This is a genomic window from Sphingomonas sp. J315 (assembly GCF_024666595.1).
GTDB lineage: Bacteria > Pseudomonadota > Alphaproteobacteria > Sphingomonadales > Sphingomonadaceae > Sphingomonas.
In genome coordinates this window covers 2,058,196-2,076,915 of record NZ_CP088296.1, presented here as the reverse complement: position 1 = coordinate 2,076,915, position 18,720 = coordinate 2,058,196, and the positions used below count along the sequence as shown (strand labels likewise).

General features: G+C 68.3%; 17 protein-coding genes and 1 pseudogene. 13 read left to right on the top strand and 5 right to left on the bottom strand.

Annotation, left to right across the window (positions count from 1 at the left end):
• Positions 1-8 precede the first annotated feature (8 nt).
• The 7 genes and pseudogenes from rpoZ to LRS08_RS10665 all read left to right on the top strand — a co-directional run bounded on the left by rpoZ (position 9) and on the right by LRS08_RS10665 (position 6,465).
• Positions 9-353, top strand: coding sequence for a DNA-directed RNA polymerase subunit omega (gene rpoZ / locus LRS08_RS10690; protein WP_224923005.1), 345 nt, complete (start codon positions 9-11; stop codon positions 351-353).
• 294 nt (positions 354-647) lie between these two features.
• Positions 648-962 (top strand): annotated as a pseudogene (locus LRS08_RS20070) (glycosyltransferase); the annotation flags it as partial.
• A gap of 101 nt (positions 963-1,063) precedes the next feature.
• On the top strand, positions 1,064-1,969 hold the full coding sequence (locus LRS08_RS10685) for a glycosyltransferase family 2 protein (protein WP_409456251.1): 906 nt from the start codon (positions 1,064-1,066) through the stop codon (positions 1,967-1,969).
• Positions 1,966-2,991 carry a hypothetical protein gene (locus LRS08_RS10680; RefSeq protein ID WP_260480699.1) on the top strand — a complete coding sequence of 342 codons (1,026 nt, stop codon included), beginning with the start codon at positions 1,966-1,968 and terminating at the stop codon, positions 2,989-2,991. Before LRS08_RS10685 ends, LRS08_RS10680 begins: the two co-directional genes overlap by 4 nt.
• Positions 2,992-3,040: 49 nt before the next feature.
• On the top strand, positions 3,041-3,955 hold the full coding sequence (locus LRS08_RS10675) for a sulfite exporter TauE/SafE family protein (RefSeq protein ID WP_257843702.1): 915 nt from the start codon (positions 3,041-3,043) through the stop codon (positions 3,953-3,955).
• Entirely contained in the window at positions 3,952-4,719 is a 768-nt protein-coding gene (locus LRS08_RS10670) for a TIGR02186 family protein (RefSeq protein WP_260480698.1), read from the top strand. The genes LRS08_RS10675 and LRS08_RS10670 overlap by 4 nt, the downstream gene beginning before the upstream one ends.
• Before the next feature lie 72 nt (positions 4,720-4,791).
• The gene (locus tag LRS08_RS10665) at positions 4,792-6,465 is read left to right on the top strand and encodes an ATP-binding protein (protein WP_260480697.1); all 1,674 of its coding nucleotides are present in this window, start codon (positions 4,792-4,794) and stop codon (positions 6,463-6,465) included.
• A gap of 40 nt (positions 6,466-6,505) precedes the next feature.
• On the opposite strand, the gene LRS08_RS10660 is transcribed toward LRS08_RS10665, so the two are convergent.
• Positions 6,506-7,192: a LamG domain-containing protein gene (locus LRS08_RS10660; RefSeq protein ID WP_257843703.1), complete on the bottom strand. Its 687-nt coding sequence runs from the start codon at positions 7,190-7,192 to the stop codon at positions 6,506-6,508.
• Positions 7,189-8,694, bottom strand: coding sequence for a M23 family metallopeptidase (locus LRS08_RS10655; RefSeq protein WP_257843704.1), 1,506 nt, complete (start codon positions 8,692-8,694; stop codon positions 7,189-7,191). The genes LRS08_RS10660 and LRS08_RS10655 overlap by 4 nt, the downstream gene beginning before the upstream one ends.
• Before the next feature lie 230 nt (positions 8,695-8,924).
• Between LRS08_RS10655 and LRS08_RS10650 the strand changes: the two genes are divergently transcribed.
• From LRS08_RS10650 to LRS08_RS10625, 6 genes are all read left to right on the top strand, one after another.
• Positions 8,925-11,399 (top strand): helicase-related protein, encoded by a 2,475-nt coding sequence (locus tag LRS08_RS10650; RefSeq protein WP_260480696.1) that lies wholly within the window; start codon positions 8,925-8,927, stop codon positions 11,397-11,399.
• The gene (locus LRS08_RS10645) at positions 11,392-11,679 is read left to right on the top strand and encodes a S4 domain-containing protein (RefSeq protein WP_260480695.1); all 288 of its coding nucleotides are present in this window, start codon (positions 11,392-11,394) and stop codon (positions 11,677-11,679) included. Before LRS08_RS10650 ends, LRS08_RS10645 begins: the two co-directional genes overlap by 8 nt.
• A 115-nt stretch (positions 11,680-11,794) precedes the next feature.
• Positions 11,795-12,136, top strand: a complete 342-nt coding sequence (gene fdxA / locus LRS08_RS10640) for a ferredoxin FdxA (protein ID WP_257843706.1) — start codon at positions 11,795-11,797, stop codon at positions 12,134-12,136.
• A 274-nt stretch (positions 12,137-12,410) separates the two neighbouring features.
• A complete protein-coding gene (locus tag LRS08_RS10635) occupies positions 12,411-12,944 on the top strand; it encodes a CarD family transcriptional regulator (protein WP_224921717.1) in 534 nt (177 codons plus the stop codon).
• Between the two features lie 114 nt (positions 12,945-13,058).
• Positions 13,059-13,787, top strand: a complete 729-nt coding sequence (locus LRS08_RS10630) for a head GIN domain-containing protein (protein ID WP_257843707.1) — start codon at positions 13,059-13,061, stop codon at positions 13,785-13,787.
• A gap of 46 nt (positions 13,788-13,833) precedes the next feature.
• Positions 13,834-14,547 carry a DUF2807 domain-containing protein gene (locus LRS08_RS10625; protein WP_257843708.1) on the top strand — a complete coding sequence of 238 codons (714 nt, stop codon included), beginning with the start codon at positions 13,834-13,836 and terminating at the stop codon, positions 14,545-14,547.
• Positions 14,548-14,583: 36 nt separating this feature from the next.
• Here the strand turns inward: LRS08_RS10625 and pdeM are convergent, their stop codons facing one another.
• The 3 genes from pdeM to LRS08_RS10610 all read right to left on the bottom strand — a co-directional run bounded on the left by pdeM (position 14,584) and on the right by LRS08_RS10610 (position 18,714).
• On the bottom strand, positions 14,584-15,261 hold the full coding sequence (pdeM, locus tag LRS08_RS10620) for a ligase-associated DNA damage response endonuclease PdeM (protein ID WP_257843709.1): 678 nt from the start codon (positions 15,259-15,261) through the stop codon (positions 14,584-14,586).
• Between the two features lie 31 nt (positions 15,262-15,292).
• A complete protein-coding gene (locus LRS08_RS10615; RefSeq protein ID WP_257843710.1) occupies positions 15,293-16,243 on the bottom strand; it encodes a retropepsin-like aspartic protease in 951 nt (316 codons plus the stop codon).
• A 62-nt stretch (positions 16,244-16,305) separates the two neighbouring features.
• The gene (locus LRS08_RS10610) at positions 16,306-18,714 is read right to left on the bottom strand and encodes a ligase-associated DNA damage response DEXH box helicase (RefSeq protein ID WP_257843711.1); all 2,409 of its coding nucleotides are present in this window, start codon (positions 18,712-18,714) and stop codon (positions 16,306-16,308) included.
• Between the last annotated feature and the right edge of the window lie 6 nt (positions 18,715-18,720).

Genomic DNA, 18,720 nt, shown 5'->3' with positions numbered 1-18,720 from the left:
AGCGTTCCATGGCGCGCGTCACTGTCGAGGATTGCGTCGACAAGGTCTCCAACCGTTTCGATCTCGTGCTGCTCGCGGCCCAGCGTGCGCGCCAGATTTCGGGCGGCGCGGAGCTGACCATCGATCGCGATCGCGACAAGAACCCGGTCGTCGCACTGCGCGAGATCGCCGAAGAGACCGTGCGTCCCGACAATCTCGAGGAATCGCTGGTCGGAAGCCTGCAGCGCGTGCAGATCGACGACGAGGAAGCGCCCGATGACGTCGGCAGCCTCGCCGCATCGGCAGAAGCGCTGCGCCTCACCGCCGCTGCGCCGCCGCGCAACCAGAATCTGGGTGCCGATTACGACGGCTGATCCCGCCGCTATCGCTGCCTGACGAAAGGCCGCTGCCCCATCGGGCGGCGGCCTTTTCGTTGTTGGGGGGCGGGCCCCGGCCCGTCCCCCACCCGACCACCCATCGAAGATACCTTGTGGGTGGTCGGGTGGGGGAGCGGGCCGGTGCCGTAACCCATCCGCACAGCCGGTTAGAACTATTCCCTTGATCCCCGCCGATCCAGAATCGGAGAGTGTCGCGTCCGAATCGGGGGAGTCGGGTTGGAAGCGAGCGCGGCGATCCTGTTCGTTATCGACACCATCGCGCGCGAGGCGATGCTGTTCGCGGCGATCGGCTTCCTGATCGGCGGGATCGACGATCTGCTGGTCGACTTGGCCTATGGCGTGGCGCGGCTGCGCGATCTGATGCGGCGCGCGAGGCCGCGACGACTTCCCCTAACCCCACCGCCGATGGCGCTGTTCGTTCCTGCATGGGATGAGGCGACAGTCATCGGACCGATGCTGCGCGCGACGCTCTCGCGTTACGGCGAGGGCAATTATCGCATCTATGTCGGCACCTACCCCAATGACCTGAAAACCATCGTGCGGGTTGCAGATGTCGCGCTGACCGATCGGCGGGTGAAGCTGGTTGTCGGCCCCGCGCGCGGTCCGTCGACCAAGGCGGACTGTCTCAACGCCATGTGGCGCGCGCTGCTGCGCGACGAAGCGGCGGGGACCGCTTCGCGGCGGTGGTGCTGCACGACGCCGAGGATCTGGTCCACCCGCTCGAACTGCCGCTGTTCGCCACCTGGCTGCGCGACCATGACGCGGTACAGCTGCCGGTCCGGCCGCTCGCCGATGCGCGCTCGCCGCTCGTCGCCGGCCATTATCTCGACGAGTTTGCCGAGAGCCATGGCAAGAATCTGATTGTGCGCGAGTTGCTGGGCGCGGCGATTCCGTTTGCCGGGGTCGGCTGCGCGATCCGGCGCGAGATGCTGGGCCGCATCGCCGACAGCCGGGGTGGCCAGCCATTCGACGCCGCCAGCCTGACCGAGGATTATGAGCTGGGCCTCGCTGTCGCGGCGCTGGGCGGGCGCACCCGCTTCGTCCGCGCGCGCGACGCGGCGGGCGGGCTGATCGCGGTGCGCGCCTATTTCCCCGCCGAATTGCCCGCAGCGGTGCGGCAAAAGGCGCGCTGGCTGACCGGCATCGCGCTCGCCGGATGGGACCGGGTCGGGTGGCAGCGCGGCGGATCGCTCGGCGAACATTGGATGCGGATGCGCGACCGCCGGGCGACGCTCGCAATTCCGGTGCTCGCCATCGCCTATCTCGCGCTTGTCGCATGGGGCCTGTCGCTGATTGGCCATTGGCTGGCGGGCAGCGCGATTCCTGTGCCGGATGGGCCTGTCGCCTGGCTGCTGGCGATCAACGCGGCGCTGCTCGGCTGGCGCGTGGCGATGCGGGTCGCGTTCACCGGCGCGGCGCATGGCCCCATTCAGGCCGCGCTCGCGGTGCCGCGCGTGCTGGTCGCGAACCTGATCGCGCTGCTCGCCGCACGGCGCGCGGTCGCGATCTATTGGCCGACGCTGCGCGGCGATGCTGCCCGGTGGGACAAGACTGCGCACCACTTTCCCGAACCGGGCGAGGAAGCCGCGTGATTGGGGTCGAGGCTACCGGGAGGGGCCGCCCGCTGCGCTTCGTGGCGATGGTCGCGGTCGGATGGGTTGCGATGCGCGTCATTCTCCTCTGGCCAGAGAACGCGACGCTGCCCGAGGCGATTGAGGCGGCGATGCCGTTGCGTCTCGCACAGGCTGCAGCACCGGAACCGGTGCCAGTCGACGTGACGCCCCAGCCGCGCATCGCGGTGATGCGCCCCATCCTCCGCACGGGTGCCGCACCGGCACGCCATGCCGCGCCGCCCGCCATAGCGGTGCCGCCGCCGATGGCCAGCATGGCGCTGCTCAACCTGGTCGCCTTTGGCGCCGAGCAGGAGCGCGCGCCCGACGCCCGGCCGCTGCCGCGCATCCCGGCCCCACCCGCGATGCTCGCCTCGCGCGCCGTGCCCAACCGCTGGCAGGCGAGCGCGTGGCTGGTCACCCGCCGGGGCGGTCCCGCCGGCGGGGCCATGCTCGGCGGCGATCAGGCCGGGGTGCGGGTTGCGCGCGCGATCGACCGGCGCGGGCGGCTGGCGCTCTACGCCCGTGCCAGCGCGCCGATGGCGGGGACGGGACGCGAACTCGCGCTGGGGATCGAATGGCGGCCGTGGCGGGCGCCGATGCGCTTCCTCGCCGAACAGCGCATCGCGCTGGATCATGGCCGATCCGGCCCGGCGGTCGCTGCGGTCGGGGGGGTAAGCGGCGATCTGCCCTTCGCGTTCGAACTCGAAGCCTATGGCCAGGCCGGCGCAGTCGCGCGCGGACAGATCGAGCCCTTTGCCGACGGCGCGCTGCGGATCACGCGCACCGTCGCGGCGACGGGCCAGGCCCAATTGGCGGTCGGCGCGGGTGCATGGGGCGCGGCACAGCGCGACGCGGCGCGGATCGATATCGGCCCCAGCGCGGTCACCACCCTGCCCATATCGGGCCAGACGCTGCGCATCGCCGTGGACTGGCGCGAGCGGATCGGCGGCGATGCCCGACCGGGATCGGGACCGGCGCTCACGCTTGGGGCGGATTTCTGATCCCCTTCGCCTTCCGCCTGAGCGCACGAACGGCTAGGCAGAAACCCGCATGGACCTCTATCTCCCCATCGCCAACCTCTCGGTCAACGCGCTCGTCATCGTGGTGCTGGGGCTGGGCGTCGGACTGCTGTCGGGGATGTTCGGGGTCGGCGGCGGGTTCCTGACCACGCCGTTGCTGATCGTCTATGGCATCCCGCCCACCGTCGCGGCGGCATCGGCGGCGAGCCAGGTAACCGGAGCGAGCGTATCGGGCGTGTTCGCCCATTTCCGCCGCAACGGCGTCGATCTGCACATGGCCTGGGTGCTGATCGGTGGGGGCGTGCTGGGGTCGGGGGCTGGGGCATTGCTGTTCCGCCTGCTCCAGGCGAGCGGGCAGATCGATACCGTGATCGCGCTGCTCTATGTCGTGATGCTGGGGTCGATCGGCTGGCTGATGCTGTCCGAATCGCTCGGCGCGATCCGCACCGCGCGAACCGGAACAGTGGCACGAGCCAAGCGTCGGCGGCATCATCCGATGGTCGCCGCGTTGCCGTTGCGCTGGCGCTTCTACAGATCGGGCCTGTACATCTCGCCGTTCGCGCCGTTGCTGCTGGGATTCGCGACCGGGATCCTGACGATGCTGCTCGGCGTCGGCGGCGGGTTCATCCTGATTCCGGCGATGCTCTATCTGCTCGGCATGCCCGCGCAGGTCGTGGTCGGCACGTCGCTGTTCCAGATCCTGTTCGTCAGCGCTGCGGCGACAATGGTCCATTCGATGACGACCAAGGCGGTCGATATCGTGCTGGCGGCGCTGCTGCTGCTCGGGTCGGTGATCGGCGCACAACTCGGCGCGCGCTTCGCCGCCCGCGCACGCCCGGAATATCTGCGGCTCGCGCTCGGCGTGATGGTGCTGCTGGTCGCGCTCCAGATGGTGCTCGGCCTCGCCTGGCGTCCTGACGAGATCTATTCGGTGGAATTGGGATGAAGCTCCCACCGCTCCTCCTCATCCTCGCTGCGCCGCTCCTTCTCGGCCAGGCCAAGCCGACGCTCGTCCCCGACGTGTCGCAGCGCGAGATCGAGATCATCTACTCCTTCACCGGGGCCGAGCTGCTGCTGTTCGGCGCGATCGTCCAGCCGGGCAACAGCACGCCACGGCCGGGCGATCCGCCCACCGACATCGTCGTGGTGGTCAAGGGACCGACCGAATCGGTGATCGTCCGCGAGAAACAGCGGGTTGCCGGGATCTGGGTCAATGCCGACCGCACCCGCTACCGCTCCGCCCCGTCCTTTTACGCGATCGCCTCGTCGCGGCCGATCAAGCGCATCGTCGATGCACGCACCCGCGCGATCTACGAGCTCGGGCTCGACAGCCTCCAGCTTTCCCCCGCCTCGGGCGACACGCCGACGGTCCAGTCGCGCTTCGACGCGGGGCTGGTCGACCTCAAGCGCCGCGCCGGCCTCTATTACGAAGCCCCGGGCACGGTCGAGATCACCGACAATGTCCTGTATCGCGGGCGCATCGAGATTCCCGCGCGCGTGCCCGTGGGGCGCTTCACCGCCGAAACCTTCCTGATCCGCGACGGCCGCGTGCTCGCGGCGGCAGTGCGCGAGATCGACATTCGCAAATCGGGCTTCGAACGCTGGGTCGCGCGCGCCGCCGAACGCAACTCGATCCTCTACGGCATTGCCGCCGTGCTGCTGTCGATTGGCCTGGGCTGGGCCGCCGGCGCAATCTGGCGAAGATTCTAATCCTTTTACCAACGAGTTCTTTACCGACGCCCGGTAGAACCACCCCGTCTTGCAGGGGAGCAGCACCGCGTGATGAGCGAAGATCTGGGCGGCCAACGATTCGACCGTATCCGTCCGGCCTCCGAAGCCAGCGACCATAACGCTGGCGCAGCGGCCCATGGCATCGGCGCGGTGTCGGCGATCGGCGGTGCCTCGAGCGAGGTCGTGTTCGACACCGCGGCGCTCGAATCGCTCGCCAACAGCGCCGATCCGGCAGTTGCGGGTGCGGGCACGGTGGGCAGCCAGATCAAGCTGCGCGCCGGCAGCAGCTGGCTGATCGCCAACGTCCGTGCGCTTCGCCTCGACGAGCGCAGCGGGTCGGTGGTGGCACAGGTCGACTTCCTGGGCGAGGGCGATGAGGAAAAGCTGACCGGCAAGCTCTACAGCTTCCGGCGCGGGGTCACCCGCTACCCCGTCCCCGGCACCCCGATCTTTCCGGTCTCGACCGCCGACCTCAAGCAAATCTACGCTGCCGACGACCGCGCGCATATCGAGGTCGGCAACGTCTATCCGACCCGCGACATCCGCGCCGCGCTCTATATCGATTCGATGCTGGGCAAGCATTTCGCGCTGCTCGGTTCGACCGGTACCGGCAAGTCGACTGCTGCCGCCCTGATCCTCCACCGCATTTGCGAGCTGGCGCCGCAGGGTCATATCGTGATGATCGACCCGCACGGCGAATATTCCGCGGCCTTCAAGACCAATGGCGCGCTGTACGACGTGTCGAACCTCGCCATGCCGTACTGGCTGATGAATTTCGAGGAACATTGCGAGGTGTTCCTGACCACTCAGGGGTCGGATCGCCAGGTCGATGCCGACATCCTTGCGCGCTGCATCCTGATGGCCAAGCAGAAGAACCGGCTCGCCGCCGAATTCGGCAAGCTGACCGTCGATGCGCCGATCCCCTATCTCTTGTCGGACCTTACGCAAATCATCCAGCTCGAAATGGGCAAGATGGACAAGGCGACCGACACCGCCCCCTATTTGCGGCTGAGGGGCAAGATCGACGAAATCAAGGCCGACCCGCGCTACACCTTCATGTTCAGCGGTATGCTCGTTTCCGACACGATGGCGAGCTTCATCGGCCGCATTTTCCGCCTGCCCGGTGACGGCAAGCCGATTTCGATCATCGATGTGTCCGGCGTGCCGAGCGAGATCACCAGCGTCGTCGTGGCGGTGCTCAGCCGCATGGTGTTCGACTATGCGATCTGGTCGCGCGGCGAGGCGCAGCGCCCGATCCTGCTGGTCTGCGAAGAGGCGCACCGCTACGTCCCAAATGAGCGCAACGCCGATGGGTCGTCGGTCGGCCGCATCCTCAGCCGCATCGCCAAGGAAGGCCGCAAATACGGCGTGTCGCTGGGCCTGATCACCCAGCGCCCGTCCGACCTGGCGGAAGGCGTGCTGTCGCAGTGCGGCACGATCATCTCGATGCGCCTCAACAACGACCGCGACCAGGCGTTCGTCCGCGCGGCCATGCCCGAAGGCGCGCGCGGCTTCCTCGACGCGATCCCCGCGCTGCGCAACCGCGAGTGCATCATGGTCGGCGAAGGCGTCGCCACCCCGGTCCGCGTCGCATTCGACGCGCTCGAGGAAAACAAGCGTCCCGCATCGGGCGACCCGCTCTTCTCCGAACTGTGGCGGCACATGGGCGGCGAGGACCAGATCCTCGACCGCACGATTCGCCGCTGGCGCGCACAGGGGCGCTGAGTTTCTTGCGCTCCTGCGAAGGCAGGAGCACGGGACCCTCTCAGCGCGGAATCTTCAGCACGTAACGACGCGGCCCCAGCGCCGCCCCCCGCGTAAACGCCGCCGCGCGCACCGCTCCGTTGAACGGGTTCACCGCGTTCATCCGCATCCCCACCGACGCCACCCCCGCTGCTTGCGGCACAAAGGCGAGTTCGGCGCGTGCCTGCTCCACCCCGTTGACGAAGGCCCGATAGACCCGCCCGTCATAGCTTTGCGCGACATGGTGCCAACGCCCGACCGGCCAACGCTTGGTCGCATCGATCAGCGGCGCGCGATAGCCGGGGCCGAGCAGGAAGGTGTCGAGCCACCATTCGCTCCCCTCGGTGCGGATCTCGAACAGCATCCGCTGGCCGTCGCGCGCAGTCGAGTTCGCTCCGTCGCCGCTCTCGAGATGGAACCAGCGCTGTTCGAACGCGCCGCCATCGGGGCGAAACAGCGCCTCGAAGGTGAAGCGCGGCGTGCCCGCAAGCGGATGGCGCGGGATCAACAGCCGGTCGCGCACGCCGTCGAACAAGACCGCCTTGCCCAACGGGCTGTCGATCAGCTTCGGCGCGCCCTCGACCTGCGGGACAAGCCCGCCGATGCGGGAGAGCGAATCAAATTTCCAGATTTCGCCACGCGACTTCGCGAATGCGGGCACGACGCCGGCGAACGCCGCGCCGGCGATCAGCGCGCGGCGACCGATCACTCCGCGTCGGCGGTGTCGGCGGGCTTGCCGCGCGTGCCCCCAACCGGCACCGCGAGCAGCTGCGCCAGCTTCGACTTGAACGCGCGCAGATCGTTGCCGCCCAGCTGCTGGACCACCGAGAAGCTGACCGAGCGCGGGTTGATCGCGACGCCGTTGCGATAGAGTTCGTAATGCAAATGCGGACCGGTCGAGATGCCGGTCGATCCGACATAGCCGATCACCTGGCCCCGGCTGACCCGCTGGCCCCCGCGCACCGCGATCCGGCTCATATGGCCATAGCCGGTGCCCATGCCGCCGCTATGGTTGAGCCGCACGAAATTGCCATAACCGCCATTGCGCCCGGCGAAGGCGACGACACCGTCATTCGCGGCGCGGATCGGCGCGCCATAGCCTGCGGCGATGTCGAGTCCCTTGTGCATCCGGGTGAAGCGCAGCACCGGGTGGCGGCGCAAGCCGAAGCCGGAGCTGATCCGGCCCGCTGCGGGCATCGCCATCTGGCCCTTGCGCTCGCCCTTCCCGGCCCCGTCATACCAGCTGACCTTGCCATCCTCTTCCCAGCGGACGAGCTGAAGCTTGCCCGACCCGCCGCCGCTGAGCCCCGCGAAGAGGAGGTTCCCCATCTGGACTTCGCCGGTTGCGGCGCGAGCCTGTTCGACGATGATGTCGAACTCCGCGTCCGATCCGACCCGGCCGATCGGCATGCGGGTGGCGATCGAACGGATATAGGCTTCGACCGCGCGCGCAGGCGCGCCAGCGGCCCGCGCCGAGCGGTAGAGGCTCTCACCCACCCGGCCACGGATGCGCAGCGGGGTATGATCCACCGCGATCGGAATTTCGTTGAGCGCGAGACCGGTCGGCGTGCGAACCAGCTCAAGGCTGAGGTCGAAGCGCGCGCGGAACGCCAGCTTCTCCAGCGGGCGCGGCGCAGACTTGTCGACGCGGCGGCCGAGCGTCAGGTCGAGCTGCGTGCCCGACTTCAAATCGCCCAGCGCCATCGCGCCAGCGATCAGGTCGGCTGCCTGCGCCGCCTCACCCTTGCCAACGCCCGAGCGGGCGAGCGCCGCCTGCAGCCCGCTGCCCGAACCCAAAGTCACGCTGTGCTGGATGATCGGGCGTTCGGGGGTGTCGGTCAGCGTCGTGACCAGCCGGTTGGCGGCGAGCCGGGTGCCGGTCACGCCGCCCTTGTCCAACGGTGCGATCGACTGAGCACGCATCAGGTCGGCGCTGGCGGCATGGGCAGAGGGGACCCCGCCATAGATCGGGCGCTCGAACCCCGGCGACAGCAGAAATACGAACGCGCACAGCCCGCCGCACGTCGCCGCGCCGCGAAACCATTCGCGGCTGCCGATGCGAGACCCCAGGTCGGGGATCAGCTCGAAATCGGGATAGCGTTCGCGGAACCGCTCGGCGAGGCCGGGCTTGCGGCTGTCGACGCCGCGCCCGAACGACAACGCCGCAGCGCCGCCCGATTGCTCCAACCCATGATCATTGCGCAGAAACAAGGCGCGCTGCCCCCACCCAAATCGATTGAACGAAACGCCGTTCCCCCGGCTTCAGCCCGAACGGTTGTGGATAGTATATGCTAAAGTCAAATTAAGCAGGTCGCGGCGGCCAAGTTCTTGCGGCGAGTCGTTCTGGCGCGGGGACGGGTCGTGTTGTTAACCGAAAACGCTACGGAAACTGCGTATGCGCCGCTTGCGCCGCAATCGAGTCGGGGCAATCTTGGCGCATAATGAGTCTCTTCTCCACCAGCCCGGTCACTGCGGTGCTCGGCCCGACCAATACCGGCAAGACGCATCTGGCGATCGAACGGATGGCCGCGCATTCGAGCGGCATCATCGGCTTTCCGCTGCGGTTGCTTGCGCGCGAGGTCTATGACCGGCTGGTCGCGCTCAAGGGGCCCAAGGAAGTCGCGCTGGTCACGGGCGAGGAACGCATCGTACCGCCCGGCGCGCGCTGGTTCCTGTGCACGGCGGAATCGATGCCGCTCGACCGCGAAGTGAGCTTCGTCGCGCTCGACGAAGGACAGCTGGGCGCGGACCCGGAGCGCGGCCATGTCTTCACCGACCGCATCCTGCGCGCGCGCGGCCGCGACGAAACGATGATCCTGGGATCGGACAGCCTGCGCCCGGTGCTGCGCAGGCTGGTGCCGGATGCCGAGATCGTCACCCGCCCGCGCTTCTCGACGCTCAGCTATGCCGGCGCGAAGAAGCTCTCGCGCCTGCCCAAACGCTCCGCCATCGTCGCGTTCAGCGCCGAGGAGGTGTACGCGGTGGCCGAGGCGCTGCGGCGGCTGCGCGGCGGCGCGGCGGTCGTGATGGGCGCGCTCTCGCCCCGCACCCGCAATGCGCAGGTCGCGATGTTCCAGGCGGGCGAGGTCGATTATCTCGTCGCCACCGATGCGATCGGCATGGGCCTCAACCTCGATGTCCATCATGTCGCCTTCGCCAGCCTCAACAAGTTCGACGGCCGGCGCCAGCGCCGCCTGACCGTCGCCGAAATGGCGCAGATCGCCGGGCGCGCCGGCCGCCACCAGCGCGACGGCAGCTTCGGCGCCTTGGTCGAGGAAGGGCCGGGCGCATTTACCCCCGAGGAGATTGCGGCGATCGAAGGGCATCGCGTCCCCCCGCTCGAACATCTCTACTGGCGCGAGGGCGAGCCCGACCTGTCCAGCATCGATGCGCTGATCGCCAGCCTTGAGGCCAAGCCCGATCACCCGATGCTGCGCGCCGCGCCCGAGGCGGCGGACCTGATGGTGCTCAAGCGCCTCGCCGATGAGGCGTGGGTGCGCGACCGTGTCCGCTCGCCCCGCGCCGTCGCGCGGCTCTGGGCGGCGTGCGGCCTGCCCGATTTCCGCAAGCTCGGGCTCGACCCGCATGCCCGCTTCGTCTCGCGCATCTTCCGCCATCTGAGCGAGGGCAAGGGCCATCTCCCGCACACATGGTTCGCCGACGAGATCGCCCGGCTCGATCGAGTCGATGGCGATGTCGAAAGCATCGCGGGCCGGATCGCCGCCGCACGCAGCTGGGCCTATATCGCGCACCGCGCAGACTGGCTCGACGATCCCGCGCACTGGGCCGACCGCACCCGCGCGCTGGAGGAAAAGCTCTCCGACGCGCTCCACGCCAGCCTCACCCAGCGTTTCGTCGACAAGCGCACCACCGTGCTGCTGCGCCAGATCGGCGCGGACGCATCGCACCTTCCGGTCGTCATCGGCCCCGAAGGCGAGGTGACGGTCGAGGATCATGTCCTTGGCCAGCTCAGCGGCTTCCACTTTGCGGTGTCGCCCGATGCGCGCGCGGCGGATAAAAGGATGCTGCTCGCCGCTGCCGAAAAGGGGCTCGCCCCCGAACTGCGCCGCCGCGCCGCCGCACTGGCCGATGCGCGCGACGATACGCTCAGCCGCGTGGGTGACGAGCTGCACTGGCAGGGGGTGCGCGTCGCGCATCTCGACGCGACCGCCAATCCGATCCGCCCCGCGATCCGGCTGTGCCGAACCCTCGACATCCTCGATGTGCGCGAAAAGGCCGCCGCGCAGGCTCGAGTGGCCAACTGGCTCGACGCCCGCATTGCATCCGACCTGCCCGATCTCGCCACGCTCGACGCGCTCAGCCGCGATGCGGCGGCGGGCAGCCGGGTGCGCGCGCTCGCCGGGCTGCTGGTCCGGTCGGGCGGGCTGATGCCGCGCCGCGCCGCCGGGGCATTGGTCGAGGCGCTCGAACCCGACGACCGCAAGCGGCTGCGCAAGGCGGGGCTGGTGATCGGCACGCTCGACCTGTTCATGCCCGGCCTGCTCAAGCCCCGCACCGCCGCCGCGCGTCGCGCTCTGCTGAACCTTGGCGAAGGTCCGGCGGAGGGCGCGAGCGTGCTCCCACGCGGTGCGCCCGGCGCATCGCTCAATCATGGCTATCGCCCACTGGGGCAACAGGCGGTGCGCGTCGATCTGGCCGAACGCATCGCCCGCGCCGCGCATGATGCGCGCAAGGGCCGGACACCCTTCGCCCCCGACCCCGCGCTCGCCACCTCGATGGGCCTTACCGCAGACACGCTCGCGCGGCTGATGGCGCAGCTCGGCTTTCAGAGCGTCCGCGCCCGCCCCGGCCAGCCGCAACATTGGGTGTGGAAGGGGCTGACCCCGCTCGCCAAGCCCAGGGCCGCGCCGCGCGACAACGCCTTTGCGGCGCTTGCGGACCTGATCGATGGCTGACGCGATGCGCCTCGACCGCTTCCTGTGGTGGTCGCGCATCTCCGCGTCGCGCAACTTTGCCCGCGCGCTCGCGGAGTCCGGCCATTTTCGCATCGACGGGCGCCGGGTCGAGCGCTGCCACCTTCCGGTGCGGCCCGGCAACATCCTCGCCTTTGTCACCCATGGTGGCCAGGTGCGCGTCGTAAGGGTCGAGGCGCTACCACATCGCCGCGGCCCACCTGCCGAGGCACGCGACTGCTACACCGAACTCACCCCCGGCACGGCCCCTCCGCCGGATTGATCCAAAATTGAGAATGTATCGCAGAAAGCGCGTCTTGATTGACCTTGCCGAAAGCCGGGCATAGCAGAAAGGGGATAACACCGCCCGATCGGGCGCATGAGGGGCCGAACCTGCCATGACCTATGTCGTCACCGACGCCTGCATCCGCTGCAAATATATGGACTGCGTCGAGGTCTGCCCGGTCGACTGCTTCTATGAGGGCGAGAATATGCTCGTCATCAACCCGAGCGAGTGCATCGATTGCGGCGTGTGCGAACCCGAATGCCCGGCCGAAGCGATCCTGCCCGATACCGAGAGCGGGCTGGAACAGTGGCTGGAACTCAACAACACCTTCTCCGCGCAATGGCCCAACGTCACGCGCAATGCGGGGCAAACCCCCGAAGACGCCGACGCGCACAAGGGCGAAGAGGGCAAGTACGAGAAGTATTTCTCGCCCGAACCCGGCAAGGGCGACTGAGGTTTTCCAGTCCGGCCGGTTCGGCGACCGGCTGCGGCCCCGATCCTTATTCCACGCGGCATCACGCCGCGCGCTGCCTTCGGGCGCGCGCGATTCCGGGGTGGTAATTTTATTGCATCTGTGTTAAATACGGCGTCGGACGCGAGGAATCGCGTTTCGGTACTGGAGACCGTTGTTGATTTGCCCCGAACCGCCTTCACCCGCCCGGTAACTGCACCGGGCCTGTGAAGCAATCCCTTCAGGGGCTTGAGTTCAAAAGAAAGGCTTCCCGCACATGGCTGCCAAGGCGCTGTCCTTCGATGTCGGCGATTATGTCGTATACCCCAAGCACGGCGTTGGCCGTGTGATTGAGCTCCAGAAACAGGAAATCGCGGGCATGCAGCTCGAGCTGTATGTGCTCCGCTTCGAAAAAGAGAAAATGACCCTGCGCGTTCCGACCAACAAGGCGGAAAGCGTCGGCATGCGCAAGCTGTCGAGCGACAAGACGCTGCGTGAGGCGCTCGACACGCTCAAGGGCAAGCCCAAGGTCAAGCGCACCATGTGGTCGCGCCGCGCCCAGGAATATGAAGCCAAGATCAATTCGGGCGACCTGGTGTCGATCGCCGAAGTGGTCCGCGACCTGTTCCGCGCCGACGACCAGCCCGAGCAGAGCTATTCCGAACGCCAGATCTTCGAAGCCGCCGCCTCGCGCCTCGCGCGCGAACTCGCGGCGATGGAGCAGATCGACGAAAAGGCCGCACTGGAAAAGCTGCTCGAGATCCTGCGCGCCTCGGCCGCGATCTACAACAAGGAGAAGGCGAGCGCCTGATCGCGCCCCGCCGATCCGATGACGAAGGGGGCGGTCCCGCCGGGGCCGCCCTTTTTCGTTGCACCCGCCGCGCACAGCGTGTATTATCTCAACAACACACATTGGAGAGAGCCGATGACCCGCTTCCGCATCGCACTTGTCGCCACCGCCGCGCTGTCGCTGTCCGCCTGCAACTTCGCCAACGGCATGACTGGAGACGTCGTCCAGCCGAGCGGCCAGGGCGGCACGCGCAGCTTCCAGGTCGCCGACTTCACCGGCGTGTCGCTGCGCGGCGCGGACAATGTCGAGGTCCGCACCGGCGCCTTTTCGGTCACCGCCGAGGGCGATACGGCGCTGCTCGACCGGCTGGAAATCCGCAAGGACGGCAACACGCTACGCATCGGCCGCAAGGACGGCGAATGGAACTGGGGCGGCGACAAGGCCGCGAAGGTCATCGTCACCCTCCCCGCGCTCGCCAGCGCCGACATCGCCGGGTCGGGCGACATGACGATCGACCAGGCCAAGGGCGATTTCTCGGGCGCGGTTGCCGGATCGGGCAACATGACCCTCGCCAGCCTCGCCGGAGGCAAGGCCGATTTGTCGATCGCCGGGTCGGGTGACATCAATGTCGGCGGCGGCACCGCGACCGCGCTCGACGTGTCGATCGCTGGCTCCGGCAATGTCGGCGCCGCGGGCCTGAAGGCGGGTAGCGCCGACATCTCAATCGCCGGCTCCGGCAATGTCCGCGCCCAGGTGAGCGGCGACGCCGATATCTCGCTGGTCGGGTCGGGCGATGTCGAGCTGACCGGCGGCGCGAAATGCTCGGTCAGCAAGATGGGCTCGGGCGACGCGCGCTGTAGCTGAGCCCCCTCACTTGCGCGGGGCGGGCAATCAGTGCGATGCTCGCCTGATGCGCATGCTTGCACTGCCCGTCCTGCTTTTCGCCTCCGCTGCGGCTCCTGTGCCCCAGGCGGCGGAGAGCACCACCGTCATGCTCACCGGGTTCGAGCGGCTGCGCGTCGACGGCCCGTTCCTCGTCAAGGTCATCGACGGCCAGCCGCCCAAGGCGATCGTCACCGGCGACCGCCGCGCGGTCGACAGGGTCAGCGTCCGCAACATGGGCGGCCAGCTGGTGATCGGCCCGCGCAACCAGACCTTCGAAGGCTGGAGCGAGCAAAGCGGCGCGGTCACCGTCACGGTCGGCGCACGCGGGCTGCGCGGCATCAACATCAATGGCGGCGGATCGGTCGATGTCGACCGGATGAGCGGACAGCGCGTCGATCTGGGCGTCAACGGCGCGGGATCACTCAACATCGCGCGGCTCGACGCCGACCAGCTCGCGGTCACGCTGACCGGCACCGGTGCGGTACGGCTCAACGGCGGCATGACCCGCGCCGCCCGCTTCGCCACCTATGGCGCGGGATCGATCGACGCGACGGGGATGAGCGTCAACGACCTCACCGTCCAGTCGCAAAGCGCCGGGGACAGCCGCTTCGCCGCGCGCTACACCGCACAGATCGCGACGCTCGGCACCGGCACGGTGCGCGTGACCGGCAACGCCGCCTGCCTGATCAGCGGCCCCGGCCCGGCGAGCTGCACGGGCAAGACCGACCGGCGGAAGTAGGGAGGCCGGCGCCGCGCCCCAGCGAAGCCGAGCAGATCAAGCCGCGATCGGAAACCTGAGCAGCCGATCCTCCAGCGCCACCAGCGCCTCCGCGCCGCGTCCGACCGCACGGACGATCTCGGGGTGATCGACGTCCAGCCCGCCGGTCAGCGCGCCGAATGCGGGCAGGATCAGCTTGGTTCCGGTCGCCACGAAACAGCGCCGCGCCACCTGTCGTCCGCGCGACCGCACGCGCAATTTGGGGTGAAAATGCCCCGACAGTTCGGGGCGCAGCTCGCCCGGCTCGGCCTCATGCCGCAACAACAACCCATCGACCTCGGCCTCGACGACGACGCGCCCGCCACAATGGTCGATCGCCCTCTGGTCGGCCAGCGCCGCGTCATGGTTGCCGGTAATCCAGGTCCAGTCCAGCGCGCCGGTCAGCGCACGCAGCCGCTCGCGCGCCGCTTCGGGAAGCCGGTCACACCCTTCCGAATCGTGGAAGCTGTCGCCCAGGCACCACAGCTCCCGCGCCCCTGTCCGTGCTGCCAGCGCCTCCAAGGCATCGAGCGTCGCCAGGCTGTCATAGGGCGGCAGCATCTGGCCCCAGCGCGCAAACCAGCTCGCCTTCTCGAAATGCAGGTCGGCGACGATCAGCGCACGCCGCGCCGACCAGTAGAGCGCCGCCTCGGGCAGCGCGCACAACTCGTGGCCAGCGAACGAAAAGGGAACCATGCGCCCGCTATCGCGCCGCCGGGGCGCGGCGTCAACTGATCAGCGAACCCGTGCGCGGCACGTCGCGGCGGGTCATCATGAATCGCACCCGGCGTGCGGGAAAATCGATCTCGACCCGCTTGAACGCACGCAGGGCATCCATCCCCAGCATCAGCGCGGGCCGATCCTGCAGCCCGAAATGGGCGAAGGGCGGAACATCGGCAAACGCCACCGGCACGCCGCCCATCACCACGCCGCCGATCCGCACATTGCTGGCGATGTGGTAATTGGCCATCAGCTTCTCGCCGGTCACGCTGGTCAGCTCGATCGGACCTTTCAGCGGGATGCGCCGCAACCGCCGCTGCAGCGCCAGATTCCCCATGCTGATCTGTGACCCGGTATCCAGCACCACGGTCACCCGATGCCCCTCGAACGTGGCTTCGGTGACGATCAGCTGGCCCATCCGGCTGCGCGCGACGATCACGATCTCGTCCGCATCGCCGCGAAAAAGCTTCGGGGCGATCGCCCCGCGCGAGGGGCGTACTGCCATCTCCTTCCGGGTAAAGTCGATCGCGACCATATGCCCGCGCAACTGCTCGACCCCCAGCAGGCCATGCGCGCCCAGATGCGTCGCTTCCAGCGCCGGGGCATTGAACGCACGCTGGTCACGCACCGGGCCGACGGACAGCGACGGCACGACCACGGTCGAAACGCGCGAGATGCCGGTCATCGTCGTCAACCGGACATGCGGCCCCGCCGTCAATCCGAGTTGTCCGGCGAGCTGGCGCGACACCACCGATCGCTCGGCCCCGGTGTCGATGACAAAGGGTCGGGGTGCAGCGCCGTTGATCGACACCGGCACGGTCATCCGCGTCGCGAGCGCGCCCAGCTCGACGAGTTCCTCGCCGGCATCAGCCTGCCCCGCGATCGCGGGCACGTCCTGGGGCACGGCCGGAGCCGCGCCGAATGCCACGACAAGCGGCAGAAGAAGTGCGTACCGCATGGCGACAGACTACACCTCTCCATGCTGCGCAGCAATTGCGGTTGGTCGAAAGGCAGATGCGGTCAGTCGAGCCGCATCGCCTCGACCGCCAGCGCCTCGGCCTCGATCAGCATCGCATCCTCCGCCGCGCCCTGCGCCACAGTCTCGCGCCCGATCATGATCAGCACCGGCACCGCCATCGGACTGACGCGGTCGAGGTCGACATGCACCATCTGCGCTGCCGCAGTATCGAGCAGATGCGCCAGCCTCCCGACATCGGTCATCCGCGCCCGCGCATCGGCCCATGCCGCCTTCAACAGCAGATGATCGGGCTCGTACTTGCGCAGCACGTCGTAGATCAGGTCGGTCGAGAAGGTGACCTGCCGCCCGGTCTTCTTCTTCCCCGGCTGCTGCCGCTCGACCAGCCCGCCGATGATCGCGACCTCGCGAAATGCGCGCTTGAGTAATGCCGATCCCTGCACCCAGTCGACAAACTCATGCTCGAGGATATCGGGCGAAAACAGCGCCGCCGGATCATCGATCTTCTCGAGCCCGTACACCGCCAGCGCATAGTCATTTGCGACGAAGCCGATCGGCTTGAGCCCCAGCGCCTCCATCCGCCGCGTCACCAGCATGCCCAGCGACTGGTGCGCGTTCCACCCCTCGAAACTGTACACCACCATATGGTGCCGCCCTTCATGCGGGAAGGTCTCGACCAGCAACCGCCCCGGCGCGGGCAGCTGCGAGCGGCGCTGCTGCACCTCGAGCCATTCGCGGACATCGTCGGGGAAGCGCGCCCATTCGCGCGGATCGGCGAGAAACCGCCGCACCCGCTCCGCCAGTGTCGAGCTGATCGACAGCCGCAGGCCCATATAGGACACGATCCGCGCCGGCTTTGCGGTCGCGCGCACGATCACATCGGTCAGCTCGATGCGCTCCACCTCGACCGCCAGTCCCGCGAAGAAGAAACTGTCGCCGGGCGAGAGCTGGCTTCCAAAATTCTCCTCGACCTTGCCGAGCCGCCGCCCGTTCCTGAACCGCACGTCGAGCATCGGCGCCTCGACGATGATCCCCGCATTCAGCCGATGCTGCGCAACAAAGGCCGGCTTGGTCACGCGCCACAGCCCGTCGGGCGTGCGCGTCAGCCGCTTGAACTTGTCATAGGCGCGCAGCGCGTAACCGCCATCGGAGATGAAGTTCAGCACGCGGTCGAACGTCTCGGCATCCAGCGCCGAATAGGGCAACGCCCCCTGCACCTCGCGCAGCAAGTTCGCGGCATCGAACGGCGCGGCGCACGCTACTCCCATCACATGCTGCGCCAGCACGTCGAGCGCACCGGGGCGGAAGATGTCAGTGTCCAGCTCGCCCGCTTCGACCGCATCGAGCGCCGCGCGCGCCTCCAGATATTCGAACCGGTTCCCCGGCACGAGCACCGCCTCGCTCGGTTCGTCCAGCCGATGATTGGCGCGCCCGATCCGCTGCAGCAGGCGCGACGATCCCTTGGGTGCACCCATCTGGATCACGCAATCGACATCGCCCCAATCGACGCCCAGATCGAGGCTGGCGGTGGCGACCAAAGCGCGCAGCTTGCCATCGGCCATCGCCTGTTCGGCCTTGCGCCGCGCCTCCAGGCTCAAACTGCCGTGATGCACCCCGATCGGCAGCTGCAGGTCATTGGCCTTCCACAGATTCTGGAACACCAGCTCGCACAGCCCGCGCGTGTTGCAGAACACGATGGTGGTGTTGTGCGTCTCGATCTCCGCCATCACCTGCGGGATCGCATAGACGCCGCTATGCCCCGACCACGGCACGCGTCCTTCAGGCAGCAGGATCGCGATATCGGGGTCCGCCCCCTTCTCCCCCACCACCAGCTCCACGCTGTCGATATCGCCATGCGGGGCGAGCCAGGCGCGATAGCCGTCCGGGTCCGCCACCGTCGCCGACAGCGCCACCCGCCGCATGTCCGGTGCAATCGCCTGCAACCGCGCCAGCGCCAGCGCCAGCAGGTCGCCGCGCTTGCCGGTGGCAAAGGCATGCACCTCGTCCACCACCACCGTCTTCAGCCCCGCGAACATCCGGAAACTGTCCTCATAGGACAGCAACAGGCTGAGCGATTCCGGGGTGGTCAGCAGAATCTGCGGTGGCCGTGCGCGCTGGCGCACCTTCTTCTCATGCGACGTATCGCCGGTCCGCGTCTCGACCCGGATGTTCAGCCCCATTTCGTCGATCGGGGTCAGCAAATTGCGCTGCACGTCCACCGCCAGCGCCTTCAACGGCGAGATATAGAGGGTGTGCAGCCCCTCGCCCGGCGCTTCGATCAGCTCGCTCAGCGTCGGCAGGAATCCCGCCAGCGTCTTGCCCGCCCCGGTCGCCGCGACCAGCAGCGCATGGCTTCCCCGCCGCGCCGCCGCCAGCATCTCCATCTGATGCCGCCGCGGTGCCCAGCCGCGCGCCGCAAACCAGTCTGCCAACGGGGCGGGAAGATCGCTCACACGCGG